Origin of the sequence: Mucilaginibacter sp. (genome assembly GCF_036383575.1) — a bacterium.
Taxonomy (GTDB): domain Bacteria; phylum Bacteroidota; class Bacteroidia; order Sphingobacteriales; family Sphingobacteriaceae; genus Mucilaginibacter.
Genome location: NZ_DASVOB010000278.1, coordinates 1 through 3,216, shown reverse-complemented (window position 1 = coordinate 3,216; position 3,216 = coordinate 1). Strand labels below are relative to the sequence as shown.

3 protein-coding genes are annotated in these 3,216 nt (G+C 43.1%); all 3 read right to left on the bottom strand.

Going from position 1 to position 3,216, the window contains the following annotated elements; genetic code table 11:
* On the bottom strand, window positions 1-1,160 hold a 1,160-nt coding region (locus VF500_RS09730), incomplete at its 3' end, for a 3-phosphoshikimate 1-carboxyvinyltransferase (protein WP_330859489.1).
* Between the two features lie 7 nt (window positions 1,161-1,167).
* Window positions 1,168-2,298, bottom strand: a complete 1,131-nt coding sequence (locus VF500_RS09725) for a chorismate mutase (protein WP_330859488.1) — start codon at window positions 2,296-2,298, stop codon at window positions 1,168-1,170.
* 96 nt (window positions 2,299-2,394) lie between these two features.
* Window positions 2,395-3,216 (bottom strand): prephenate dehydratase (locus VF500_RS09720; protein WP_330859487.1); only part of this gene is annotated, 822 nt, incomplete at its 5' end.

Here is a 3,216-nt window from a genome sequence, read left to right as displayed (position 1 = left end):
TAAGTATTGATGAAGATATTATCCGGAATAAACTTACCGCTGCAATCAAGCGAGTAAATTTCGTCTTTTTCAATCAGTTTAACACCCATTTTGCCAAGCTCGGTTTGCAGAGCCAGGATGCGGTCGGTTTCCTTGATCTTTAAGGTCTCCAAACCTGTGAATGATGCTTCGTGGTTAAGCGCCGCGCAAACAACAATTACAGTTTGTGCCAGATCGGGACATTCTTTCAGATCAAACTCGCGGCGCGAAATTGGTTTGTTCTCTTTTTTCAAATGAACACCGCCATCCCTGAATTGCGAAGTGATACCAAAGTTAGCCATGATCTCGGTGATCACGCTATCGCCCTGTAAGCTGTAAGGTGTAAGGCCTGTTAAAAACAGTTCGGCCTCATCAGCCAATGCGGCAATGGCGTACCAGTAGGAAGCAGCGCTCCAGTCCGGTTCAACATATAATGATGTTGTCGTAAATTCCTGGTTTGCAATTGCGATAACATTACCTACCCACATATGCTTGATACCAGAAGTTTCCAGCATGGCCAAAGTCATTTCCACATAAGGGCGTGAAGTTAACTCACCCTCAATATGCAACTCCAGACCTAAAGGAAGTCGGGCTGCTATCAGCAACAAAGCTGTAATGTACTGGCTGCTAATATTGCCTTTGATACTGATCTTGCTGGTTTGCTGCTTAAAGCCACCTTTTAGTTTGATGGGAGGATAACCGTCATTCTCCTCATAATCAATATTGGCACCCAGCACCCGCAATGCGTCAACCAATATTCCTATCGGTCTTTCTTTCATACGCTTGCTGCCGGTTAAGATAACCTCATCTTCCTGAATGGCATAGTAAGCCGTTAAAAAACGCATAGCCGTACCCGCCGGACCGATATCAACGATTTGAGATTTACAATTTTCGATCTCGGACTCAGAAGAAGCATCGCCTGCTAAAACCTCCTGGTTCTTGATTCCTGACTCTTGAGTCGCTCTCAAAATACCTGCCAGTAAAACAGCATCAGCGGCATCAGATACGTTTTCTACCTTTACTTTGCCCTGGCTTAGCGCTTCGATGATGAGGGCACGGTTACACTCACTTTTTGAACCAGTGAGGTTAACCGTACCGTTAATGAGCTTGTTGTTTCTTTTAAGGATGATGTTATGCATCATTAAAAAATTAGGCGTGTGTAAGTTTTTCTGCTGCCTGGCCTTGAGCTGCGTCTGCGTTCATTACTTCTGTTTGCCTGCGGATAGATTCGTTGTGAACCAGCTCAAGCAATTTTTCGGTAAACTCTGCGCTTAATTTTAATGCTTTACCATAGGTTGTACGTTTTTGCAGGATCTCATCCCAACGGCCAACTTGTAAAATGGTAATGTTGTTATCTTTTTTGTATTGACCGATTTTTTCAGCAATCTGCATACGTTCAGCAATTTTCTGGATCACCAGGTCATCGATCTTGTTGATCTGGTTACGTAGTTCGGCCAGTTTATCGCTTACTTCTGAGTTTTTAACTTCAGGTTTACGTAAAGTTAAATGGTCGATGATATCAGCAAGGGCAGCAGGAGTAACCTGTTGTTTTGCGTCAGTCCATGCTACACTTGGATCAATGTGTGATTCGATCATTAAGCCTTGCATATCAAGATCTAACGCTTTTTGTGAAATGTAGCCAATCAAATCACGGTTACCAGTGATGTGACTTGGATCATTGATGATAGGCAACTCAGGAGCTAATGTTTTTAGGCTGATAGCAACATCCCACATTGGCTCATTACGGAAAGCTGATTTTTCGTAAGATGAGAAACCACGGTGAATAGCAGCCAGTTTAGTGATGCCTGCGTTATTGATACGCTCTAAAGCGCCAACCCATAATGAAAGATCAGGGTTTACCGGGTTTTTAACCATTACAGGAACGTCAACACCTTTTAATGCATCAGCAATTTCCTGAACAGTAAAAGGGTTTGCAGTTGAACGTGCGCCTACCCAAAGAATATCAACACCTGCTTTTAAAGCTTCTTCAACGTGTTTTGCGGTAGCAACTTCAACAGCAGTTGGTAGGCCGGTTTCTTCTTTAGCGCGTTTTAACCACTCTAAACCTATGCTGCCAATACCTTCAAACTCACCCGGGCGGGTACGTGGTTTCCAGATACCTGCACGCAAAGCTGAAATTTTTCCTGTTTGGGCTAATAAATGTGCTGTGGCTACTAATTGCTCTTCTGTTTCAGCGCTGCAAGGGCCTGAAATTACCAGAGGTTCCTTACCTGTTTTGATCCAGGTGTTAAGCGGCTGTATGTTTAAATTTAGTTTCATCTTGTTTTTTTATTTATCCGGTGATAGCCGGGAATGTTAGTTGATAAATTTAATTATGTTAATTTTTTGGGTTTCTGTTTGATATTGCTCCTCAGCTTAAGCGTTACGCCTGATATTGATATACTTGCGGATACTCCTTTCAGCGCGTTGTGGTTTCGGAGTAGTTCCTGGTTCGTCATCATGCCTTTCGTATTCGCCGAGGATGTTGAAGTTATGGGTGTATTTAAGGATCTGCCTTATCGAAGCATCATATTGCTTTTGTTCATCCCATTCAACATCTACATAAAAATTGTACTCGTTACGTTTACCCAAAATCGGCATCGACTGAATTTTGCTCATATTTACACCTTCTTCGGCAAAAATATTGAGCACTTTAGCTAATGCACCAACTTTGTTACTCACCTGGAAACATAATGAGGCTTTGTTAGCTGGTTTCTTCTCAACATTATCATGCTGAGTCATGATCAGGAAACGGGTGAAATTCCTTTTGTTTGATTCGATACGGCGTTCCAGCACGTCCAGGCCATAAAGCTGGGCTGCCAGCGCATTGGCAACTGCAACGGTATCGGTCAATTGCTCATCCCTAATGCGTTTTGCGCAGGCGGCAGTATCACTACTTTCCACAATTTTAAGGTGCGGGTATTCGTCAAAAAAATCAACACACTGGCGCAGGGCAATAGGGTGGGAGGTTACATATTTAATGTCCTCAAACTTTACACCGGGCAAAGCCATCAGGTGCAGTTGGATAGGCAGATAAATTTCGCCAACCACGGGAAAGCCGTAATCAAGCAGCAAAGTGTAGTTTGGCAGAATGCTACCGGCAATGCTGTTTTCGATAGCCATTACTACGTAGTCTGCTTCGCGTTTCTTTAAGCTTTCAAATGTTTGCTTAAAAGAGTTGCATTCAATGGTTTCGAT